The sequence below is a fragment of the Candidatus Deferrimicrobiaceae bacterium genome (assembly GCA_036504035.1).
Taxonomy (GTDB): domain Bacteria; phylum Desulfobacterota; class Deferrimicrobia; order Deferrimicrobiales; family Deferrimicrobiaceae; genus JANXPS01.
This window is the reverse complement of record DASXVV010000011.1, coordinates 39,936-56,688: the sequence shown is the minus strand read 5'-3', so window position 1 is coordinate 56,688 and position 16,753 is coordinate 39,936. Positions and strand designations below refer to the sequence as shown.

Genomic DNA, 16,753 nt, shown 5'->3' with positions numbered 1-16,753 from the left:
GCGGGGATGCCGGATGGTACAATTCACGGATGAATATTCTCCTGATCTATCCCGGGCTCGTCGAAGGTTTCGCTTCCTATGACCGTGGCGCCAACTGGTTCAATCACGGCATCGGCATCCTGAGCGCCATCTCGAAGCGCGAGGGCCATTCGGTCCATTACATCGATTGCCGCAAGTTGAAGGACTGGGCCGAGTTCGAGTCGACCGTCGAAGCGGTTCCCTACGATGTCGCCATGATCTCGATCGCGACCGTCGATTTCGATGCGGCGAAGCGAATGGGCGCCATCCTCAAGAAAACGCGCCCCCAGGCGCCGGTCATGGTGGGCGGTCCCCACCCCACACTGATGACCGAGGAAACCGCCGCCGTCCCCGAATTCGACATCATCTTCACCCACGAAGCCGAGGTCACCCTGCCGGGCATCCTCGCCGATCTCAAGAACGCGCCGCGGATCGTCCGCGGCGCTGTGCCCGAAAACCTCGACGCGATCCCGTTCGTCGACCGGAGCCTCTCGCCCGAAGGCGAGACGCCCTGGCGCTATCTCGAGAAGCCGTACTACTCGATCACGGCATCCCGGGGATGCCTCTACAAGTGCACGTTCTGCCAGCCCGCCGAACGGAACGTGTTCGGCGACCGTGTCCGGCGGCGGAGCGTCGACAACATCCTCGACGAGCTCGAGATGCTCGCCCGCGACTACGGGATGAAGTCGTTCATGATCCACGACGACTGCTTCACGCAGTATTACGGCTGGGTCGAGGAGTTCTGCGAGAAGAAGAAGCAGCGGGGGCTCACCCAGACGTTCGTCTGCCAGACGCGGTCCGACATCGTCTGCAAGCGTCCCGACCTGATCGAGAAGCTCAAGTCGGTGGGGTTGCTCTGGGTGCTGATCGGCTTCGAGAGCGGCAGCGACCGGGTTCTCGATTTCATCAAGAAAGAAACGACCGTCGCCCAGAATATCGAGGCGGGAAAAATCTGCAGGTCACTCGGGATCAACATCTTCGCGAACCTGATGTTCGGTCTTCCGACCGAGACGAAGGCCGAAATGGAAATGACCGTCAAGATGGTCCGCGAGATCAAGCCGGCGATCCCCAGCCCCGCGATCTTCACGCCGACCCCGGGCAGCGAGCTCTACGATTACTGCATGGAGCACGATCTCAACCTGATCACGACAAGCGAAGGGTACCGGCGCAACCTCGACAGCGGGGCCAAGATCAAGGGCGTCGATTACCGCTTCGTCAACAAGTGCATCTACAAAGTGCTCGGAGCGTCCCCGAAGGACTGGATCTACTACAACATCGTCATCAAGCTCATCAACCACGGGATCATCAGCAAGGAATTCATGTATCGGCTAGACATCAGCGGGAGGATCAACCGGCTGAAGAAGATGCTGGCTCCGGCTGCATAAAGAGGTCAGCCCCGCGCTTGGCGCCCCAGGGGGGCTCCCGTGGCGTGCTCTTCCATGATCTCGGTCATCAGCATCTCCAGCTTTTCGACACTTTTATCCCACGAAAAATGATCGAGGACGAACCGTCGCGCACGCGCCGACATGTCATCCCAACCGTCGCCCCGCGGCAGATCGACCACCCGCCGGGCAAAATCATCGGGCGTGTCCGCGATGTAAAACTTTTCCTCGGACGGGGCGGAAATTGAATGGAACGCGCTTGGTTTTCTGCGAAATGCCTGCAGTTAACTTTTACGGAAGTAAAAACGGCTATTTTTAAGTTCGAAGACGGCAAATCTTGGGTCTGTGTAGCGCATTCGGAAATAGCCAAATAGCACGAGGTTCAGCAACATTCCCGGCAAGAGCGAGATGACGGAGAAGAGCAATCGTTCTGAAATCGAGTTGCAACGGCTCGCAATAAGTTTCCGATATTCCGCTATGGAGTACATCCCTTTGGCACGGTCGAACATGAGGCGGCGTACGCTTCTCCACGGATATTTTGGGCACACGGCGGACTTGGCTTGCTCGGATATCCCCGAGAAAGACCAGATGAGTTCGGGCCATTTGAAGTGGAGGATTTCGAAAGCACGGGATGTCCAGGTTGCGTTTCCGTACCGAATAATGATCATAGGGGCGGCGATGACCAGGGCACCATTTGCCAGACGCTCCTGAAAGATGACGCCAACGTGGATGAAAAACGACCCATAGTAGCGTTCCCGCTCCCGTTCAAGCCAGAGACTTCTCCGGACGATCACGCAGCCAATGAACGAAAGATAGTCTGCAGTTTCAGCCATCAGCGTATCTGTTTCTTCAGGGGAGTAGAAGCGGTCACTGGTCATCCGCAAGCTGCGCTCCCGGATCGTTTCGCGCAAGTCGGCGTTTCTTATCTCGGCGTTCAGGATGAGCAGGTCGGTGCCCGAGGAAAGTTTTTGCAATACAAGGTCGACCGTGCCGGGTTTTAGCAAATCGTCATCCGAAAACAGCCAACAGTATTTTCCGCGAGCCAATACGACCGCAGCATCGAAGTCGCGGTCAATTCCCTGGTTCTTTTCCTGCCGCTGATACCGGATTTGCGGATGTCGGCTCAGGAAGGGGCGAATCACCGATTCGGTGTTGTCGGTCGACGCACCATCAACGATCAATATTTCGACGTTGTCGGGGGATTGGGAAAGGATGCATTCCAGCGTCTCCGCGATGAAGGCGGCCCGGTTGAAGGTGGAGATGCAGATGGACAGCATGGGCGGTGTACGAGGATTCATACGGTTGCCGGCCGTCCGAGAAACGCGCGGAAGTCTTCATTGGTCTTGACTGCGGATTTCAAGAGCATGGACTGGGATGTCCACGACACAAAGCGGCCGAGAAGGACGTTTGGTTTCGGAACGACGTAGAGTTTGGCGCCGAGTTGACCGATGTTCTGGTTGTTTTCGGTAACGCGGTTTTCGTGGACGTATATATTTACGACCAGCAGGTTGACGAGCGGATATTCGTTACGGAATACCGCCGGGGGGGGGGGGATAATGTTCATGCGTTTGCCTTTCATGATATCGGCGATCAGTTTTTCCATTTTGTTCGCGCTTATTTCCCACGAAAAATGATCGAGGACGAACCGTCGCGCACGCGCCGACATGTCATCCCATCCTTTGCCTCTCAAAAGTTCCACGACCCATCGCGAAAAATCCTCGTCGGAGTCCGCTACGTATAGCCCTTCCCCGGAAGGGGCGCCGATGCCGCTGTTGCCGGCTGACGTGGTCACGACCGGCGTGCCGCATGCCATGGCCTCCAGCACCTTGGTCTGGACGCCGATCTTCAGTGCAATCGGGCAGATGCTCACCCGCGCCATCCTGAGGTAATCCCGGATTTCGGGAACGGCGCCGGTCACCGTGATTCCCTCTGTTTTCCCCAAGCTAAGAATCTCGGGGATCGGGTTCGCTCCGACGATCCACAGCGTTGCGTCGGGGACTTCCTTCTTCACCGTCGGATAGATGTCGCGCGCGAAGTGGAGCGCCGCCGCAGCGTTATGGGGGTGGTACATGTTGCCGCTGATCACGATCATCCCCTCGACCCGCTTGACCGCATCCGACGGGCTGAACCAGTCCGGGTCCGTGCCATAGGGGACGCAGGCCAACCGCGCATCCGGCAGGAAAGACTGGTTATCGCGGGCGTCCTCTTCCGAAAGCAGCGTCACCCGGTCGAAACGGGGCGATTGACGCCGTTCGTATCGGCTAAGCCTTCCGGTTTCGAATCCCCGCCACAGGCGCTGTCGAATCGTCCAGCCGCGTTTGTCTACTCGAGTGAATTTCAACGGCTCGGGGTCTTCCATGAGCAGGATCTTCGGCCCCGAGTACGATTCCGGTATGAATTGGGCCATTTCGATCTGGGATATCACGACGTCGTACCGGTCTTCTTCGAGATGCCGTCTGATTATGTTTGCGGAGGATCGCGAGGCATAGAGCGAGACGATCAAGGGAACGTCTCCGACCAGTCCGGCAAACGCGTTGAGGGCTACCTTTCTCGTGGTCGGAATCTCGAGCACCTTCATCATCCGGCACATGTCCGACAGTCCGCCGTCCCCGCTGGAATCCGGATGCCTGAAGCAGATCAAGCTGACGTCATGCGAGGCGGAAAGCTGCCTGATCTGGTTGTAGAGAAGCTGCTTGCCGCCCGTGTTGGTGGGCCAGGGCAGCCGGTGGGCCAGGAAAAGAATCTTCATCGCTTGATAAATTCCAGCCCGATGACTCCTTCACCAGGCAAGTCGCCGATGCGCTCGTAGAATCCCAATTCCTTGCCCATCATGATCGGCTCTCGCCAGTAGCGCCATGGCTGTCCGGACCAGCGGTCCAGCAACACCTGGCGAAGGAACCCGTCGCGCTTTTCGCCATAGATGGCGCTGCGGACCGGCTCCCCCGTGACGGCAAATATTTCGCGCTTCAATAATTCGTCGTCGAAGATGTGTTCCAGGAAGACATAGCCTCGTTCGTCGGTTTCGAGCAGACCGTATTCGTTCTGGTCGACGTGAAGGGAGTACGCCTCCCTCGCGCACGGAACCGTCAGCACGAGTTTACCGCCCGGCTTAAGGAGCGCCCACATCTTCTCGATGGCGGGACGCACTTCGGGGATGTGCTCCACAACCGAAAGGCTCGTGATGGCGTCGAACGAGGCAGACGGGAAGGGGGCGTCCTCGACGAGGCAATCGTGTAATCCGCAACGATTCCGGATTCCGGCCGCATCGACGAATCGGGTGGTGATAGGAAGATCGCTGGAATTTGGATTGATCAGCTCCGTCCGCAAATTAGGCGTTCGACAGGTCAGCAACAGGGGGAAGGCGTAGGGGGATGAGACATCGAGATAATTCGCCATTGGATGTCCCGCCAGCGACTGCCAGGCAAACTCGAACTCGAAATAGCGCGTCAGGATGACCGGGGCGAAGATCGACGTATGAAGTTCCGTGAAGCCGAGGGGCGCCTTCCGGTTGAACAGGAGCGAGAGCCCCAGCATGGAGTAATCGCGATGGAAGGCAAGTCCGGGGGTGCCCAACGCATGCGCCGCGAGCCAGCAGGGCAGTGACGCCGCACATCCGTACAGGGAAAACAACAATCGCTTCCACAACGGCCGAGACGCGGCTTTTTCGGGAATGGAAGCATAAACCGATTTCAATCAAATCCTCCACAAGTGTGTCTATGCCCCAGGGACTTTTGGCTTCATCAACAGATATCGCAATTGCGGAGTTGCCAAGGCCGCGACGGTGAAGGCGAGAAGAAGAAGAGCCCCCAGGGAAAGGATTGCAGGGATCGGCGCCGGGGGGATATCGAGTACTTGCTTCCCGATCAGGACCACCAGCAAGGAACCGGTCAAGGGAAGGCCGACATCGCGTAAAAACCACCTTCCTGCCTCACCTTGGAGGAGTCGGCGATGAGTCAATGGGACGCCGACGGCCATATATGTGCCATTCAATAAGACCCAGACCGCTGCCGCACCCACTGCCCCGTATCTGGTTGCCAGGAAAAGGATAGTCGGAACCAGCGTGAAAATAAAGACCGTGTTGATCTGCAGGCCTATCTTGGTCCATCCGTGTGCGAGTTGGAGCGCATAGGGAAGATTCATTAGTCCATTTAGAGCAGTACCGATGACCAGGATGGTGACGATGGGGGCCGTATTGCGTGCCACTTCCGTGTTCTGCGTCCAAAGCATCATGACCTCGTGCGAAAAGAGGCAAAGAACCGCCGCAACGGGCAGAATCAAGACGGCCATGACCTGAGTCGAGCCGTGGTACATGTCGGTCAGACCTTTTTCGTCCTTCTCGGCCACGAGCGCCGAGAAGCGGGGGAAGACGGTGTTGAACATCGGCGTGATCAGGACCGAGGAAATTCCGGTCGTGATCACGCTCGCAAGCATGTAGTAGCCAAACGTCGTCAGGTCGAGCAGCTTGCTCAGGATGACTTTGTCGATTTGCGTCAAGATGAGCGCTGACAGAGTGATACCGCTCATTCCGGCTGCGAACTGCCAGACGTTGCGGACAAGGGCGGGCGTGATGCGTGCTGGCCGTTCCGTTGCGGGCAGGCAGCGCCACAAGGCCACGGTGATCAGGACAACCTGGAGGCACCACACCGCGATCTGCCAGGTGAAGAAGGCGGAAACGGTCGGCGAGACGCGCCACAGGATGAGCACGGCGCCGACGCTGGACAGCGTTGCCATCGCGATTGAGAGGCCGTTCAGGAGCACCTGCCGTTGCAGCCCGATCAACCCCCCCTGGTAGAAGCTGAAGGGCCATTGCAGCGCCGCGAGGGCGCCCATGATCCGGATGGCGTGGAGGACCTCGTCGGGCGTCAGCCGCCCCGGCTTGATCCAGTGGGTGGCGATGAGGGGGGCGGCGAAATATACCACCGCGCCGATCAGGAGGCCGATCGCCCAGTAGCCGATCTCGAGCGTTCGGACGAAGTCGCGCGCTTCGCCGGCCTTCTCGGGCAGGGCGGAGTAGCGCGCCATCTCCCGCGTCATGGTGGGGCTGAGGCCCAGGTCGAGGATCTGGATCACCCCGTTCATCGTGAGGTAGAAACCGATCAGCCCGTACGCTTCCATCCCCAGGAACTTGATGTAGAGCGGCGTGCAGGCCAGACCGAGCAGGGCGGTCCAGCCCGATCCCGCGAGGTTGGCGATGAAGTTCTTCTTGACCCGGCTCATGGGGTGGAGGTGGACGTAGACATCAAGGAATTGCAGGAGTTATTGCCGGAACCCAGCGTCGAATCGAATCCCTTTTAAGGTCGTTCATAGAGAATCGTGCCGAAGTGGGCGGCAGGGGTCTTGACAATGATGTCCTTGGGTAGGGATATCCCGCGCAAGGCTTTGCGAATCGGGAGGGAACGCCGGTGTGGCAACTCGTCGGTCGGCAATATGACCATCAGGTCGATATCGCTGTCTCCCGTTGGTACCCCTGCGGACTGGGAACCGAAAAGGATGATCTTTTGCGGGTCGCAAACGCTACGGATACGTGCAACGGCGTCTCCGAGAATGTCTTCGATTCGCCCCATGGGGATAGTTTATTACGAACAGACCCGGAAATCCGGCAAATAATCGTCAAAGTAGAGCGGCGTGCAGGCCGGCCCGAGCAGGGCGGTCCAGCCCGATCCCGCGAGGTTGGCGATGAAGTTCTTCTTGACCCGGCTCATGGGGTGGACGGGTTCGGCTGGGTCAAAATGTTTTTGGCCGCAGTTGTGCCCCGTGGAGAATCCGCAGGATCTGGACCCGATCCTTCCGGATGCGATAGACGGCAAGATAAGGTGTTCGGCCGACGCGTCCGCTTCGGGGATAGGAACCCAGATGCCCGACCTGTTGTTCGATGGCATCACCTTGTTCGATAGCTGCTGCCGGATTGTCGGCAGCGATATATTCCACGATCGAATCGAAATCCTGGAGTGCGTCGGACAACCACTCGACGATCATCCCTTGTCGGCCTTGCCGACGCGGGATTGCAATTCCTTTCGCTTCCGGTTCCAACGGGCATGGACGGAATCGTGTGGTGCGAAGTCTGCTTTCGGGTTGTCGGCTTTCTTCAAGGCCTCCTCGACCTGCAGCCGGAACCAGCGGTCGTGCTCTTTTGCCGCTTCCTCGGGAAGCCGGACGGCAAAGGGAAGCCCTTTTTCCATGACGACCTGGTGCAGGAAAAGCCGGATGGCGTCGCTCATGGACAGCCCGAATTTGGAGAGGAGCGATTGGGCTTCCAGCTTTAAGGCAGAGTCGATGCGGGATCGGATTACGGATTCGGACATGTAAACCTCCGGCACGTTTGTGGCTACAACGTAGTATACCACCAAATGCCGAGCCGGCTTCCTTCCGATAAAACTCGAACTCTTCCAGAGACGCCAGAATGATGTCTTTCGGCAGCATGACATGGCTCCTGTCTTCGGAAAGTGCTCCCATGGGTGGATTATTGCGAGGGATGGGGCCTGGACCCTACGGGAAGGTTGGCGGTGACCCCGATCAGCCCCAGCAGGGCGGTCCAGCCGGAGCCCGCGAGGTTGTTGCCTGGAGGCACTCCTTCCGTTGTGGATTGGGTGTAAACTGCCCGTCAGGACTTCCTGTTCCGGGGGGGCATTGTACAAATTCGATAAATTGCCAGTGGGAATCATGGATCGCCTGCCCGCGCTTTGCGGGATGTTCCAGGGTGATCCGCTGGTCATTTTTGCCTATCTGTTCGGAGGGTGTGCGACCGGACCGGTCAAGCCGGTTTCCGACATCGATCTTGCGGTTTATCTGTCCGATACCGAATCCATCGCACAGACCAAACTGGACCTGTTCTCGAAGATCAGCGATGTTCTCGGGACTTCCGAGATCGATCTCGTCGTCCTCAACGTATCCTCGGTCAGCATCACGGGAAGGGTACTTCAAAACCGGAGGTTGCTTGTGGACAAGCATCCGTTCATCCGGCATCGATTCGAATCGTCCATGTTGCGGCAGTTTTTCGATTTTCGGAAAAAGGAAGAAACACTCCTATCGCTGAGGTACGGGCTTGGTCGATAAATATCTGATTCTCAGAAAAGTTGCCGAACTAGATCGCTACATCGTCGAAATGGGCGAATATTCGACGATCGAGGTCGGCGCATACCGAGCCGACTGGAAAGTTCAGCGCATCGTCGAAAGAACGTTGCAGATGATGATTGAAACCTGCGCCGATATAGCCAATCACGTCATTTCCGACGAATGCATGCGCGTTCCGACCGGTTATGCAGATACCTTCCGGGTCCTTTCCGAAAACGGGGTGATTTCCCCGGACCTTTCTTCTGTGATGGAAAAGATGGCGAAATTCCGGAACATCGTCGTCCACCAGTACGAAAGTGTGGATGCAGAGATCGTGGTGCTGGTCCTGAGAAAGCATCTCGGCGATTTCGGGGAATTTCGAGGGGCCATCCTGAAACACTTACCGGACTGATTCCCCGAATGGAGCGACCGGTAGGTCAATTCGGGAAACTCGCGCCGAAGGAGCGTGCTTTTCCCGACCTGGCGGGTGCCGGTCAGGACCGTTCCGGGAGATTCTCCGTGCCATGTATTTTGTTTCACGCCTTGACGGAATATCTGCCATAGGAGATTTGTGCCGCGGGTTAGCCCACGAACGACAGGTAATTTATGGGCGTGATCGTCTCGAAGGTCGCATCCGGATAGGCGTCCGCCCAGGCGGAAGGCGCCTTGATGCGCTTGTTCGAAGACCACTTGCACTCGTAACCGAAAAGGCCGCCGTCGCGTTCCTCCACGTAATCGACCTCTTGTCCGCCATACGTTCGCCAGAAATGGAAGGTGCCATGGATTCCGGCATAGGCCCTTTTTTTCATGCGTTCGGAGACGATGAAGTTTTCCCACAGAGCGCCGATGTCGTTGCGTGAATCGAGCGGATTGTATTGGCCGATGACGGCGTTGCGAATGCCGTTGTCGAGAAAATAATATTTGGCCTTCGAGACGATCTCGGTCCGCAGGTTCCGGCTGAAACCCCCGACACGCACGATGACGAACGCCTTCTCGAGGATGTCGAGGTACCGGCCGACGGTCTTGACGTCCAAGCGAACCTGGGTTGCCAATTCGCTGAGCGAGACTTCGCTTCCGACCTGGAACGCGACCAGCTTGAGCAGGTCGACCAGCGACCGCGATTCGCGGATTCGTTCCAGCGCGAGCACATCCTTGAGCAGGTAAGAACCGGCAAGTTCGTCAAGCAGGGCCGCTTTCCCTTTTTTGCCGGTGGTCGTCACCACTTCGGGATAGCTGCCGAAAACGAGAAACTCCGCGAGCCGTTCCCGCAGGTCGTGGGCGTTGTGCTGCTTGAGCAGCTCTATCTGGCAGATCGGAAAAAGCGTGACGGTTTTCTTGCGGCCCGTCAGCGGTTCGCCGACCGCGTGGGCCAGATCGAAGGAGGACGACCCGTTGGCGATGATTCTCAGGCCCGGGTTGTGATCCACGAGGATCTTCAGCCCCGTGCCGATCTCGGGCACTTGCTGCGCCTCGTCGATCGCCAGCAGGTCGTATCCCTCCGCGAAGCCGAGGATCTGTTCCATGTCGGAGGAGCCCAGCAGGTGGCGGAGGCGGATGTCGTCGCCGGTTTCCAGGCGATAGCGCAGGCCGCAGGAATCCAGCCACGCATTCAGAAGCGTGGTTTTCCCGGCCTGCCGGGGGCCGTAGATGACCAGCACTTTCCCGGGGCGGACCAACCGGTCGAGCGACAGGGCTCGTGGAATCATGGCGGCGCGATCCTTTGATTAGTATTAATATATGGAACTATAATCCACATATTAAGGCAACCCAAGGGGAGATGCAATGGCTCAGGGTTCCGCCGACTGAAGGATGCTGATATGGCGTGCAGCCTCTCGCGCACCGGGATGCCGACTAGGGATATAATCGAGAGTTTGTTCCAATGGCATTCGAACAAGGAGGGAACGTGGATAAAAACGCGAAAATCCTGGTTGCCGGCGGAACCGGCATGGTTGGTGGCGCTTTGGTCAGGTTGCTCCGGAAGGAAACTTATACCAACGTACTCGCACCGCCGCGCGCCGAGCTCGACCTTTTGTCATCCGACTCGGTCGACCGCTGGTTCGACCGTAACCACCCGGATTACGTGTTCATGGCTGGCGCAAAAGTCGGCGGCATCGCCGCAAACAGCGCAGATCCAGTCGGTTTCCTGTCCGAAAACGTCAAGACGCAGATGAACCTGTTCGAGGCGTGCCGGAAGTACGGGACACGGAAAAACATGTTCCTCGGCAGCTCCTGCATCTACCCGCGCGAATGCCCCCAGCCGATCCGCGAGTCATACCTGATGACCGGCCCGCTCGAGCCGACCAACGAGGGGTACGCGCTGGCCAAGATCATGGGGCTCAAGATGGCCGAATACTACTGGCGCCAGCACGGCATGGTCACCATTTGCCCGATGCCGTGCAACCTCTACGGCACCGGCGACCATTTCGATTTCCAGCGCTCGCACGTTTTGTCGTCCCTTGTACGCCGCTTCGTTGACGCGAAAGACGAGGGGAAGCCGTCGCTCGAACTCTGGGGCACCGGGTCGGCGCGGCGCGAGTTCCTGCACGTCGACGACGCAGCCGAGATCATGCTGGCGCTGATGGAACGGTACGAGGAGAATGCGATCATCAACATGGGGCCCGGCGTCGACCTCACCATCAAGGAGCTGGCCGGGATGATCGCCGAGGCGGTGGGCTACGCGGGCGAGATCCGATGGGATCCGACGAAGCCTGACGGCATGCCGCGCAAGTGCATGGAGGTCTCCCGGATGCTGGCGCTGGGCATCCGCCCGAAGATCGGGCTTCCCGAGGGCATCCGCCGGACGATCGCGGAATACCGCGAGCTCAAGCGCCGAGGGGAGGTTCGTTGAACATCGACCTGACCGGCCGGCTGAAGGGCGTCGTCGAGTTCCTGATCGAATCCAGCAGCCGCATCAACGAGGCCAAACCGCAGAAATACTGGTACCCGCTTAGCATGGCCACCTACGGCGTCGAGGAGATCCTCCAGGCGCTCGACTCGATGTGCAACTTCCGCACGACGATGTGGGAGAAGACGCGAGAGTTCGAGCAGCGGTTCGCCGAATACCAGGGCTGCCGCGAGGCGGTCATGGTCAACAGCGGGTCCTCCGCCGACCTGCTGCTGTCGTTTCTCCTGACCAGCCCGCCCGACAACCGGCTGAAGCCGGGCGACGAGATCCTCGTGCCGGTCGTCACCTGGCCGACGCAGGTCTGGTCGCCGCTGATGGCGGGGCTCAAGGTGCGCTTCGTCGACGTAGACCCCGCGACGCTCAACCTCTCGATCGAAGACCTCGAGCGCAAGATCTCGCCGAAGACGAAGGCGATCTTTTTGGTTCACGTCATGGGCAACCCCTGCGACATGGACCGCGTGCTCGCCCTCGCGGAAAAGCATGGGCTGCCGGTCATCGAGGATTGCTGCGAGTCGCTCGGATCCGAATGGGACGGCCGGAAGGTGGGCAATTTCGGGGTGGGCAGCGCCTACTCGTTCTTCTTCTCGCACCACATGACCACGATGGAAGGCGGGATGGTCGTCACCGACGACGCCGAGACGGCCGACCGGCTCCGCGTCCTGCGCGCCCACGGGTGGCTTCGCAATGTCGAGGCGTCGCACGTGCACCTCGACGGGTGCGGGATCGACCCGCGCTACGCCTTCGTCAACTGGGGCTTCAATGTGCGCCCGACCGACCTGCAGGCGGGCTTCGGCCTCGAGCAGCTCAAGCGGCTGCCCGGCTTCACCGAACGGCGGCTGGCGCTGGCCGCCCGCTTCTTCGCGTTCGTCGACCGCGTGCCGTGCCTGTCGCGTCCGGCTGTGGGCGCCAAGGCGGCGCCCATCTGGATGTCGTTGCCGATCATGCTGGGGGACGATGCGCCGTTCTCGCGCGACGAGATTACCGCCTGGCTCGAAGGGGAGGGGATCGAGACGCGCCCGATCATCGCGGGCAACCTTCAGCGGCAGCCGGTCGCGAAGCTGTTCGACTGCTTCGACGGCACGCCGTATCCCGGGGCCGACCGCGTGCACGACCGGGGGTTCTATATCGGGCTGTCGCCGATGACCTCGGACGAGACGATGGGTCGATTGATCGAGCGGTTCGAGGCGTTCCTGCGGACGAAAGGAATCTAGCGGGGGCGTTCGCCTGACAACCGCTCCTTGAGCAGCGCGAGCTCCTGCGCCATCTTCTTGTTCATCACGTATAGCCGCGACACGGTGATCGAGAAGTGGATGAGGATGAGCAGGACGAAGAAGATGGCGACGAGGAACAGGAACGAGGGCGGATAGAAGATGCCCACGGTGTGCGAGGCGGCCTCGAGCCAGTCCCTCCGGACCGACAGGACGACCATGACGATGCTGCCGAACAGCCACAGGATGGAATATTCCTCGCGCAGTTTGCGGCGCCGGACCATTTCGATGATGTAGGCCGCGAGCGCGAAGGCGCTCATGGCGGCGAGGAGCGTAACCCGGTTCAACCGAATCTCCGGATGCAATTGATGAAGAAGGAAAGCGTTACCTTGACCATATAGTACACCGAGCCGAGCGGGGTGATCGACGATTTCCCCTCGGTGCGCGAGTGCATCCGGGTAGGGATCTCGACCGCGCGCGCATGCATGTGGTGCATCAGGATGTAGGCGTCGACCTCGGGGTAGTCGGACGGGTAGTGCTGCGAGTAGAAGTCGACCAGCTTGCGGTTGATGGCGAAGTAGCCCGAGGTGGGATCGGTCACGCGGTAGCCGGTGAAGAGTCGCACCAGGATGCAGAAGTAGCGGATGCCGAAGCGTCGCAGGAAGGTGCCGCGATATTCGGTCTCGCCCAGGAAGCGCGATCCGATGACGGCATCGGCGCGTCCCTGGAAGATGGGTTCGAGCATCGCGGGAATATCCCCGATCTCGTGCTGGCCGTCGGCGTCGATGCGCACGACGGCTTCGTATCCGTTCTCCCTCGCGAAAAGGTATCCGGTCTGAACGGCGCCGCCGATGCCGAGATTGCACGGCAGGTCGAGCACGATGGCGCCGGCGCTGCGTGCGACCTCGGAGGTGTCGTCGGGCGAGCCGTCGTTGATGACGACGACATCGTACGGAAGAGTCGCGCGGAGGGTGGATACGATCGCCCCGATGGATTTATCTTCGTGGTAGGCGGGGATGAGGACCATCGTTTTCATGACAGCACCATCGTACGACGCTCGCGGCGCGAGAGGAAGACAAAGCCGCAGCAGGCGGCGAGCAGGGTGACGCCGCTCAGTGCGCACAGGGCGGTCCAGAGCCGCGGTTCGTAGCGCCAGACGACCGTATGCCGGCCCGGGGGCACGACGACGCCGCGGAAGTAGAGATTCACCGGGAAGACCGCCGCAGGGGCGCCGTCGATCGTCGCGTGCCATCCGGCGGCGTAGCGTTCGGTGCTGGCCAGGACCGAGGGCGCGCTCCCCGGGGCGTCGACGATGACCTCGACGCGCTCGGGGGCGTAGCCGACCACCCGCGCCGTTCCGTAGGCGCCCGGGACGACGCCGCCGGGGGGAAGCTTGCCGGGATCGCCGACGAAGACGGGAACCGGCGCCCCGGCGCCGACGGAGCCCAGCGCCGCCAGGACCGCGTTGTCGGAGACGGCCTTCTCGACCCCGGGAGACAGCCAGAAGCGGACGGGAGACGCCATCACTTCGGCGAACCGGCTGTCGCACAGGTTGTCTTCGAACGCTTTCGCCTTGAGCGACAGGGAGGCGAGGACGATCGGCTCCTTGATGACCTGCTGGACATTGAAGAACCCAAACTGGCGCGGAGGATGGCGCGGTCCCGGCTCGCCGGCCACGTCGGTCGTCCGGCGGTGGTATTGCTCGACCTGGGCGATGGAGTCCCGGTAGACCCAGACGGTCTCCTGGTTGATGCGCAGGTGCGCCCCCAGGTCGAACGCGACGAGCAGCGCCAGGAGCGCCGGGACGGTGCCCGAAGGCGTCGGCGCCGTGTGAAGCCGCCAGGCGAGGAGCGTCGCGGCCGCGAGGACCGCCGCGGGCAGGAAGAGGGGGACGGCGTTGCCGGCCACATCGATGCCGTGCGAGGAAAGGAACGAGGCGATCGCGGCGAAGGCGGCCAGGGAAATTCCGGACCAGCCCGCGAGGAGCCGGAAAGCCGAGCGCGACGCCTCGGAGTCCCGGCAAAGCGTCGAGATCCCCATGCCGGCGCCGAGGGCCAGCGCGAACAGCCAGTAGAGCCGGAAGGGGCTCGAAAACCGCATGAACTTGATGGGGGGAAACAGGTAAGACAGCACAGTTCCGAGGCCGCCCTTTCCCCCGACCGAGATCCAGTACATGAACAGGAAAAAGACAGGGATCCACCACCAGCGCTTGCGCCCTTTTGCGGACAATAGCCAGATCGCGGCGAGGGGGAACGCGAGGATGCCGGCGTAGCCGTCGGTCATCGCGATGTCGATGCCCATCCATTCGCGTCCCAGGATCGTGGCGTAGGGGGAAAACAGCGACGCGTGCGACGGCAGCGAGAAGGGCGATCCGAGAATGATGCCGGCGCCGAGCGAGCGGGTCCGGTCGGTATAGTTGGCCCCTTCGGTGAAGAAGGCGTGGAGTACGGGCGACCAGACGACGATTCCGATTGCGCCGACGATGCCGAGGACGGCGAGGATCCGGACGCCCCGCTTCAGGCCCGAAACGGATTCCGCATCGGGGCCGTCTTTGCCGAATGCGAACCCGTGGCGAAGCACCAGCCAGAGCGCCAGCGCATACCCGTTGAACATGGCGAGCGGGGGGTAGCCGCCGAGGGTCGAGACCCCCATCGCACCCCCGGCGAGCACCGCGTACGACCAGCGCCCCGTTTCGACGGCGCGGTCGGCCAGCAGCACGAGGAAGGGCAGCCAGGCGGCCACGCAGATATACGGCGTGTGCTCGGCGTTGCTGATGAAGAATCCGGAGAAGGCGTAGGCCATCGCCGCGGCGAAAGCGCCCGTCGGCGTTCCGGCAAGGTGGCGGACGAGGAGGAACATGCCAAGTCCGGCCGCAAGCCAGTGGATCGACCAGAAGCCGATGAAGGCGCCCCACGTGTCGTCGGTCATGCCGGCGAGGAGCAGCGCCAGGGGATTGAGCGTGACATGGTCGGGATCTGCGAGGAAGGGGTAACCGCAGTTCGAGTAGGGATCCCACAGCGGAAGGCGGCCTTCCCGCACCGAATCCGAAAAATAGGTGTACGCCGGATAGAACTGGTCGCGGGCATCCCATCTCGGCTCGGCCGATTTCAACAGCAGAGGGGAAACCAGGAACAGGAAGAGGATCGCGAAGGCGCCCGCGGCGATCAACCAGCTTGCCCGGCCTTTGGGCGGCTTAACCGGTTTCATGGATCATTTGTCCTCGGGATCGCCGAGCGCGCTGCTCTGGGCGCGCACGATATAGAGAGGGCGGTTGCGCGTCTCGATGTAGGTCTTGCCGACATATTCGGCGATGAGGCCCAGCAGGATGAAGTTGAGCGAGCCGATGAACAGGATGGAGATGGTCTGGAAGGTGTAGCCGGGCAGCGGCACCCCCCAGACGAACCAGACGAACAGGATCTGGACGGAAAAGCCCGCGCCGAAAAGGAAGCCGAGCATCCCGAGCGCCAAGCAGAAGCGCAGGGGCGCGATCGAAAACGAGCAGAGGGCATCGAGTGCAAGCAGCGAGAGGCGGAGGTAGTTGTATTTCGTGATCCCGCCGTGCCGTTCTTTCTGGTCGTATTCGACGCCGCACTGGCGGAAGCCCACCCAGATCGACAGGCCCCGGACGAAGCGGGTGGTCTCGCGGCAGCGCCGGAGCGCGAGGAGCGCCTTGCGGTCGATCAGCCGGAAGTCGCCGGTATCGGCCGGCAGGGGAACCTCGGAAAGCTGGTTGAACAGGCGGTAGAACAGGGAGGAGGTGCTGCGTTTCAGCCATCCCCGGTCTTCGCGCAGCCGGCGGGTCGCGTAGACGATCTCGTACCCTTCGCGCCAGCGCGCGACCATGTCGGGAATCACCTCGGGAGGATGCTGGAGGTCGGCGTCCATCAGGATCGTGACCTCGCCCGAGGCGATGTCGAGGCCCGCGGTGGAAGCGGCCTCGTGGCCGAAGTTCCTCGAGAAGGAGACGAACCGGACGCGCGGGTCGGCCTCGCTCATGGCCTGGATGATCGGCAGCGTGCGGTCGGTGCTTCCGTCGTCGACGAAGATGAGCTCGAAGGTCGAGGCGCAGGCGGACAGGATCGGAACCAGCTTTTCGTAGAGCACCCGCACGTTCGGCTCTTCGTTGAAGGCCGGGACGACGACGGAAATGGTTTCGGGCAACGGCGTCAAGGAGGGTGCCTCCGACGCGA

The 16,753-nt window shown here is 60.8% G+C and carries 18 protein-coding genes; 5 read left to right on the top strand and 13 right to left on the bottom strand.

The annotated features are described in order from the left end of the window. Positions 1-29: 29 nt before the first annotated feature. On the top strand, positions 30-1,403 hold the full coding sequence (locus tag VGK27_09340) for a radical SAM protein (GenBank protein ID HEY3490309.1): 1,374 nt from the start codon (positions 30-32) through the stop codon (positions 1,401-1,403). Between the two features lie 5 nt (positions 1,404-1,408). On the opposite strand, the gene VGK27_09335 is transcribed toward VGK27_09340, so the two are convergent. The 8 genes from VGK27_09335 to VGK27_09300 all read right to left on the bottom strand — a co-directional run bounded on the left by VGK27_09335 (position 1,409) and on the right by VGK27_09300 (position 7,702). Beyond that, positions 1,409-1,582 (bottom strand): hypothetical protein, encoded by a 174-nt coding sequence (locus VGK27_09335; protein HEY3490308.1) that lies wholly within the window; start codon positions 1,580-1,582, stop codon positions 1,409-1,411. Between the two features lie 102 nt (positions 1,583-1,684). Then, positions 1,685-2,677, bottom strand: a complete 993-nt coding sequence (locus tag VGK27_09330; protein HEY3490307.1) for a glycosyltransferase family 2 protein — start codon at positions 2,675-2,677, stop codon at positions 1,685-1,687. Between the two features lie 17 nt (positions 2,678-2,694). Next, on the bottom strand, positions 2,695-4,149 hold the full coding sequence (locus VGK27_09325) for a glycosyltransferase family 4 protein (protein ID HEY3490306.1): 1,455 nt from the start codon (positions 4,147-4,149) through the stop codon (positions 2,695-2,697). Continuing rightward, positions 4,146-5,093 (bottom strand): class I SAM-dependent methyltransferase, encoded by a 948-nt coding sequence (locus tag VGK27_09320; protein ID HEY3490305.1) that lies wholly within the window; start codon positions 5,091-5,093, stop codon positions 4,146-4,148. Before VGK27_09320 ends, VGK27_09325 begins: the two co-directional genes overlap by 4 nt. A gap of 21 nt (positions 5,094-5,114) precedes the next feature. After that, a complete protein-coding gene (locus VGK27_09315; GenBank protein HEY3490304.1) occupies positions 5,115-6,617 on the bottom strand; it encodes an oligosaccharide flippase family protein in 1,503 nt (500 codons plus the stop codon). 359 nt (positions 6,618-6,976) lie between these two features. After that, positions 6,977-7,102 carry a hypothetical protein gene (locus tag VGK27_09310; protein ID HEY3490303.1) on the bottom strand — a complete coding sequence of 42 codons (126 nt, stop codon included), beginning with the start codon at positions 7,100-7,102 and terminating at the stop codon, positions 6,977-6,979. A gap of 22 nt (positions 7,103-7,124) precedes the next feature. Next, on the bottom strand, positions 7,125-7,376 hold the full coding sequence (locus VGK27_09305) for a type II toxin-antitoxin system RelE/ParE family toxin (protein ID HEY3490302.1): 252 nt from the start codon (positions 7,374-7,376) through the stop codon (positions 7,125-7,127). After that, a complete protein-coding gene (locus VGK27_09300; GenBank protein ID HEY3490301.1) occupies positions 7,373-7,702 on the bottom strand; it encodes a type II toxin-antitoxin system RelB/DinJ family antitoxin in 330 nt (109 codons plus the stop codon). The genes VGK27_09305 and VGK27_09300 overlap by 4 nt, the downstream gene beginning before the upstream one ends. 358 nt (positions 7,703-8,060) lie before the next feature. Between VGK27_09300 and VGK27_09295 the strand changes: the two genes are divergently transcribed. Together VGK27_09295 and VGK27_09290 are read left to right on the top strand one after the other, a co-directional pair. Then, positions 8,061-8,453: a nucleotidyltransferase domain-containing protein gene (locus tag VGK27_09295; GenBank protein HEY3490300.1), complete on the top strand. Its 393-nt coding sequence runs from the start codon at positions 8,061-8,063 to the stop codon at positions 8,451-8,453. Further along, on the top strand, positions 8,443-8,862 hold the full coding sequence (locus VGK27_09290) for a DUF86 domain-containing protein (GenBank protein ID HEY3490299.1): 420 nt from the start codon (positions 8,443-8,445) through the stop codon (positions 8,860-8,862). The genes VGK27_09295 and VGK27_09290 overlap by 11 nt, the downstream gene beginning before the upstream one ends. Before the next feature lie 169 nt (positions 8,863-9,031). Here the strand turns inward: VGK27_09290 and VGK27_09285 are convergent, their stop codons facing one another. Next, positions 9,032-10,156, bottom strand: a complete 1,125-nt coding sequence (locus tag VGK27_09285; protein ID HEY3490298.1) for an ATP-binding protein — start codon at positions 10,154-10,156, stop codon at positions 9,032-9,034. Between the two features lie 197 nt (positions 10,157-10,353). On the opposite strand from VGK27_09285, the gene VGK27_09280 reads away from it, so the two are divergent. Together VGK27_09280 and VGK27_09275 are read left to right on the top strand one after the other, a co-directional pair. Beyond that, the gene (locus VGK27_09280; GenBank protein HEY3490297.1) at positions 10,354-11,298 is read left to right on the top strand and encodes a GDP-L-fucose synthase; all 945 of its coding nucleotides are present in this window, start codon (positions 10,354-10,356) and stop codon (positions 11,296-11,298) included. Continuing rightward, positions 11,295-12,566, top strand: a complete 1,272-nt coding sequence (locus tag VGK27_09275) for a DegT/DnrJ/EryC1/StrS family aminotransferase (GenBank protein HEY3490296.1) — start codon at positions 11,295-11,297, stop codon at positions 12,564-12,566. The genes VGK27_09280 and VGK27_09275 overlap by 4 nt, the downstream gene beginning before the upstream one ends. Here the strand turns inward: VGK27_09275 and VGK27_09270 are convergent. From VGK27_09270 to VGK27_09255, 4 genes are read right to left on the bottom strand one after another with little or no spacing between them, the layout of a single operon-like run. Beyond that, positions 12,563-12,910 carry a DUF2304 domain-containing protein gene (locus VGK27_09270; GenBank protein ID HEY3490295.1) on the bottom strand — a complete coding sequence of 116 codons (348 nt, stop codon included), beginning with the start codon at positions 12,908-12,910 and terminating at the stop codon, positions 12,563-12,565. The two genes, VGK27_09275 and VGK27_09270, sit on opposite strands and share 4 nt — an antisense overlap. Beyond that, positions 12,907-13,599, bottom strand: a complete 693-nt coding sequence (locus VGK27_09265) for a glycosyltransferase family 2 protein (protein HEY3490294.1) — start codon at positions 13,597-13,599, stop codon at positions 12,907-12,909. The genes VGK27_09270 and VGK27_09265 overlap by 4 nt, the downstream gene beginning before the upstream one ends. Next, positions 13,596-15,770, bottom strand: a complete 2,175-nt coding sequence (locus tag VGK27_09260; protein HEY3490293.1) for a hypothetical protein — start codon at positions 15,768-15,770, stop codon at positions 13,596-13,598. The genes VGK27_09265 and VGK27_09260 overlap by 4 nt, the downstream gene beginning before the upstream one ends. 3 nt (positions 15,771-15,773) lie before the next feature. After that, positions 15,774-16,733, bottom strand: coding sequence for a glycosyltransferase family 2 protein (locus VGK27_09255; protein HEY3490292.1), 960 nt, complete (start codon positions 16,731-16,733; stop codon positions 15,774-15,776). Between the last annotated feature and the right edge of the window lie 20 nt (positions 16,734-16,753).

Excerpts from the sequence above, each read along its gene's own strand:
- VGK27_09340 (HEY3490309.1), top strand. The coding sequence starts at position 30 with ATGAATATTCTCCTGATCTATCCCGGGCTCGTCGAAGGTTTCGCTTCC.
- VGK27_09330 (HEY3490307.1), bottom strand. The coding sequence starts at position 2,677 with ATGCTGTCCATCTGCATCTCCACCTTCAACCGGGCCGCCTTCATCGCG.
- VGK27_09325 (HEY3490306.1), bottom strand. The coding sequence starts at position 4,149 with ATGAAGATTCTTTTCCTGGCCCACCGGCTGCCCTGGCCCACCAACACG.
- VGK27_09315 (HEY3490304.1), bottom strand. The coding sequence starts at position 6,617 with ATGAGCCGGGTCAAGAAGAACTTCATCGCCAACCTCGCGGGATCGGGC.
- VGK27_09310 (HEY3490303.1), bottom strand. The coding sequence starts at position 7,102 with ATGAGCCGGGTCAAGAAGAACTTCATCGCCAACCTCGCGGGATCGGGC.
- VGK27_09305 (HEY3490302.1), bottom strand. The coding sequence starts at position 7,376 with ATGATCGTCGAGTGGTTGTCCGACGCACTCCAGGATTTCGATTCGATC.
- VGK27_09300 (HEY3490301.1), bottom strand. The coding sequence starts at position 7,702 with ATGTCCGAATCCGTAATCCGATCCCGCATCGACTCTGCCTTAAAGCTG.
- VGK27_09295 (HEY3490300.1), top strand. The coding sequence starts at position 8,061 with ATGGATCGCCTGCCCGCGCTTTGCGGGATGTTCCAGGGTGATCCGCTG.
- VGK27_09285 (HEY3490298.1), bottom strand. The coding sequence starts at position 10,156 with ATGATTCCACGAGCCCTGTCGCTCGACCGGTTGGTCCGCCCCGGGAAA.
- VGK27_09265 (HEY3490294.1), bottom strand. The coding sequence starts at position 13,599 with ATGAAAACGATGGTCCTCATCCCCGCCTACCACGAAGATAAATCCATC.
- VGK27_09260 (HEY3490293.1), bottom strand. The coding sequence starts at position 15,770 with ATGAAACCGGTTAAGCCGCCCAAAGGCCGGGCAAGCTGGTTGATCGCC.